The sequence below is a fragment of the Luteococcus sp. genome (genome assembly GCF_043424415.1).
In the GTDB taxonomy this organism is placed as follows: domain Bacteria; phylum Actinomycetota; class Actinomycetes; order Propionibacteriales; family Propionibacteriaceae; genus Luteococcus.
This window is the reverse complement of record NZ_JBHWOO010000032.1, coordinates 1-4,089: the sequence shown is the minus strand read 5'-3', so window position 1 is coordinate 4,089 and position 4,089 is coordinate 1. Positions and strand designations below refer to the sequence as shown.

5 protein-coding genes are annotated in these 4,089 nt (G+C 67.9%); 3 read left to right on the top strand and 2 right to left on the bottom strand.

Annotated features, from left to right (window positions below):
* Positions 1 to 332, bottom strand: a 332-nt coding sequence (locus ACHFFZ_RS01695; RefSeq protein ID WP_394274935.1) for an aldo/keto reductase, incomplete at its 3' end; no start/stop codon positions are given.
* A gap of 139 nt (positions 333 to 471) precedes the next feature.
* On the opposite strand from ACHFFZ_RS01695, the gene ACHFFZ_RS01690 reads away from it, so the two are divergent.
* Both ACHFFZ_RS01690 and ACHFFZ_RS01685 read left to right on the top strand, forming a co-directional pair.
* Positions 472 to 2,202, top strand: coding sequence for a sodium:solute symporter family protein (locus tag ACHFFZ_RS01690; RefSeq protein WP_394274934.1), 1,731 nt, complete (start codon positions 472 to 474; stop codon positions 2,200 to 2,202).
* 17 nt (positions 2,203 to 2,219) lie between these two features.
* Positions 2,220 to 2,507, top strand: a complete 288-nt coding sequence (locus tag ACHFFZ_RS01685; RefSeq protein ID WP_394274933.1) for a hypothetical protein — start codon at positions 2,220 to 2,222, stop codon at positions 2,505 to 2,507.
* Positions 2,508 to 2,515: 8 nt separating this feature from the next.
* Here the strand turns inward: ACHFFZ_RS01685 and ACHFFZ_RS01680 are convergent, their stop codons facing one another.
* On the bottom strand, positions 2,516 to 3,307 hold the full coding sequence (locus ACHFFZ_RS01680; protein WP_394274932.1) for a nitrilase-related carbon-nitrogen hydrolase: 792 nt from the start codon (positions 3,305 to 3,307) through the stop codon (positions 2,516 to 2,518).
* A gap of 81 nt (positions 3,308 to 3,388) precedes the next feature.
* Here ACHFFZ_RS01680 and ACHFFZ_RS01675 point away from each other — a divergent pair.
* The coding region (locus tag ACHFFZ_RS01675) for an ABC transporter transmembrane domain-containing protein (protein WP_394274931.1) at positions 3,389 to 4,089 on the top strand (701 nt) is incomplete at its 3' end.

Below are 4,089 nucleotides of genomic sequence, written 5' to 3'. Positions count from 1 at the left end.
CCCTGGCCGTAGGGGCCGGGCCACATGTCATAGCCGGCCTTGGTGGAGATGACCATCTCGTCGCGGTGGGCCCGGAAGTCGTCCGCGAACAGCCGGCCGAAGTTGAGCTCGGCCTGGCCATAGGGCGGGCCGTAGTTGTTGGCGAGATCGAAGTGCGTGATGCCGGCGTCGAAGGCGCGGCGGGCGATGGCCCGCTGGGTCTGGCCGGTGGTCAGGTCGCCGAAGTTGTGCCACAGGCCGAGGCTCAGCACCGGGAGCTTGAGACCCCAGCGCCCGCAGCGGCGATAGGTCATCTGGTCGTAACGGTCAGGAGCAGCGAGGTAGCCAGTCATGGAGCCATTGTCCCGCTTCTTGCGGGAGCCGAGGTTGACATTGGTCCGACCGCGGGCGAAGAATTGCCGCCGTCTCGCGCCAGTGTTCGCCGTCGAACTACTGGACGTCCTCCATGCTCCTGCCGGACGTTCTGGGCGCATGTCCACGAAGGGAGCACCTCTCGTGACCCTGATCAATGCCAGTGCCATCGACTACCTCATCCTGGCCCTCTACTTCGCCTTCGTCCTCGGCATCGGGCTCCTTGCCCGACGCCAGGTCTCCGGCTCCCTGGACTTCTTCCTGTCAGGCAGATCCCTGCCGGCATGGGTGACCGGTCTGGCCTTCGTCTCGGCCAACCTGGGAGCCGTGGAGATCATGGGCATGTCGGCCACCGGCGCCCAGATCGGGCTGCCCACCATGCACTACTTCTGGATCGGCGCCGTGCCGGCCATGATCTTCCTCGGCGTGGTGATGATGCCCTTCTACTACGGTTCGAAGGTGCGCTCGGTGCCCGAGTTCATGCTGCGGCGCTTCGGCCCGGGGGCGCACCTGGTGAATGCCATCTCCTTTGCAGCTGCCCAGTTGCTGATCGCCGGCATCAACCTCTACCTGCTGGGCAGCATCGTCCATGCGCTGCTGGGCTGGCCCCTGTGGGTCGCGCTGGTGGTGGCCGCCGCGATCGTCCTGAGCTACATCACGCTCGGAGGCCTCTCGGCCGCCATCTACAACGAGGTGCTGCAGTTCTTCGTCATCATCGCCTCCCTGCTGCCGCTGGTGCTGCTGGGACTCCACCGCGTCGGTGGCTGGAAGGGCCTCACGACCCGCATCGCGGAGGCTGCCGCCAGCGCCCCGGCCTCGGCCGGCGTCGCCCCGGCCGAGCAGCAACTCAATTCGTGGCCCGGCCAGGCCCTGTCCGGTTTCGACAACCCCGTGCTCTCCGTGGTCGGCATCGTCTTCGGGCTCGGCTTCGTACTGTCCTTCGGCTACTGGACCACCAACTTCGTCGAGGTCCAGCGCGCGATGGCCTCCGACTCGCTGTCCTCGGCCCGCAAGACCCCGATCATCGGCGCCTTCCCCAAGATGTTCGTGCCCTTCGTCACGATCGTGCCCGGCATGATCGCCGGCGTGCTCGTCACCGAGATCGCGGAGCTCAAGGCAGGTGGGCACCCGGCTGGCGGTGCCTCCGGCACGGGTGTCACCTACAACGACGCACTCTTGCTGCTGATGCGCGACCTGCTGCCCAATGGCCTGCTGGGCCTGGCCATCACCGGCCTGCTGGCAGCCTTCATGGCAGGCATGGCCGCCAACATCTCGGCCTTCAACACCGTCTTCAGCGTCGACATCTGGCAGACCTACGTGGTCAAGGGCCGCAAGGATGACTACTACGTCGGCATCGGCCGGCTCGCCACCGTGCTGTCCACCGTGGTGGCGATCTTCACCGCGCTCATCGCCGCCCGCTTCCAGAACATCATGGACTACCTGCAGACGCTGTTCGGCTTCTTCAACGCGCCGCTGTTCGCCACCTTCATCCTGGGCATGTTCTGGAAGCGCATGACCCCGGCCGCCGGCTGGGCTGGCCTGGTGACCGGCACCTGCAGCGCCATCGTCGTGTGGCTCCTGAGCGAGCAGGGCTACATCACGCTCCCCGGCCAGGGCACCGCCTTCCTGGCGGCCTCGGTCGGTTTCGTCGCCGACATCGTGGTGAGCGTCCTGGTGTCCCTCGTCACCCGCCCCAAGCCCGTCGCTGAACTCGTCGGCCTCGTCTACTCCGAGACACCCGCGAGCCAGCGCACCGATCCCAACGAGGCCGCCATGCCCTGGTACCAGCGCACGGGCCCGCTGGCCGCGCTGGCCGGCGTCATGGTCATTGCCCTGAACTTCGTCTTCTGAGCGACAGGAATTCCCGCATGAGCAAGAACTCCACGCCCCGCCGCCACACTGCGGGCGTCTTCGACATCCGCACCATGATCGGTCTGCTGATGGGCCTCTACGGTCTGCTGCTGACCGGGATGGGGCTGTTCTCCCACGTCCCGCTGGACAAGACCGGCGGCATCAATGCCAACCTGTGGGCAGGCATCGCCCTGCTGGGAGTGGGTGCGGTCTTCCTGACCTGGGCGCGCCTGCGTCCAGTGGTCGTCGACGAGTCCCGCCTGGAGCAGGACCGCCGGGAGGAGCAGCGCCAGGACCACCCCTGATCCTGGTCTCAGCCCAGGATCGGAACCCTCGCACGGGTCTGGCGCACCTGGTCGAGGTCGAGCCCGGCCACGAGCAGCTGCGGGCCCGACCCGGCCTCGGCCAGCACCTCACCAAGTGGCCCCGCCACCAGCGAGGCACCCACGCCGAAGGAGGCGCCGGCCTGCCCGTCGAGGGCCTGGTCGCAGCCCAGCACGAAGGCCTGGGAATCCATCGCCCGGGCGCGCACCAGAAGGCGCCACTGCTCGGCCTTGCGCGGGCCGTCGGCCCAGGCGGTGGGCAGGCAGACCAGCTCGGCACCGGCACGGCCCAGCGCGGTGAACTGGTCGGCGAAGCGCACGTCATAGCAGGTGGCCAGTCCGATCCGGGTGCCCAGTGCCTCGAAGGTGACCAGCCGCTCCCCCGGCGCCGTGCGATCCGACTCACGGGTGCCGAAGGCGTCGTAGAGGTGGACCTTGTCGTAGTGGGCCTCGACATCGCGCCCGTCGGTGGCCAGCACCGTGTTGTGCACCCGGCCGTCGCCGGCCGGACGGAACATGCCCACCACGACGAGCAGTCCGTGGGCCCTGGCCAGTTGCCTCACCCGAGAGGCCCATGGCCCGTCCAGCGGTTCGGCGAGCGGGCGGGGGTCGTGGGCGAAGCCCAGCATGGACGCCTCGGGCAGCACCAACAACTCGGCCCCCTCGGCCGCCGCTGCCACGACATCGCGCTCGACACGTCGCAGGTTCTCCTGCGGGTCCGGCCCGGCAACCCACTGGCCCAGGGCGGCACGGAAGGGGGAGGATCGCTGCTGCACTCTCATGGACCCATCGTCGCGCGACGCGGGGAGTAGGATCAATCTTCGGCCCGGGCCCGGGCCGGCAAGCGTCACACTGGGAGCATCGTGGGCATTCTGGTCAAGATCCTGGCCGCCGTGAAGGAATTGCGGTGGTACTACGTGGGCATCATCGTCTGTTCGGTACTCACCGCCGCCACCACCCTGCTGACGCCCTTCATCGTCAAGCGCGCCACCGACGAGGTGGTCGCCAGCCTGCAGGGCGCAGGTCACGGGCTGCAGGTGATCCTGTGGCTCGCCGTCGCGCTGCTGGTCGCCGACCTCGCCAACACGCTCATCAGCAATGTCGGCGGCTACCTGGGCGACGTGATGGCTGCGCGGCTGCGGACGCGGCTTTCCCAGCGGTACTACCGCAAGCTGCTCCTGCTGCCCCAGCGCTACTACGACACCGCCCTGACCGGCACCGTGATCAGCCGGCTCAACCGCTCGATCACCGAGACCACCCAGTTCCTGCAGAGCGCCAGCAACAACTTCTTCCCGATGATCCTCACCCTGGCCGCCTCGCTGGTGATCACGGCCTTCTACTCGCCCTGGATCTCGCTGCTGCTGCTGCTCGTCTTCCCCACCTACATGTGGCTGACCACGCTCACCAGCAAGCGCTGGCAGAAGCTCGAGGCCGACAAGAACTCCCACGTCGACATCGCCGGCGGCCGCTTCGCCGAGGTGATCGGACAGATCCGCGTGGTGAAGTCCTTCGTGCAGGAGAAGCGGGAGCTGGCCAGCTTCAGCGGACACTACGACGCCACGGT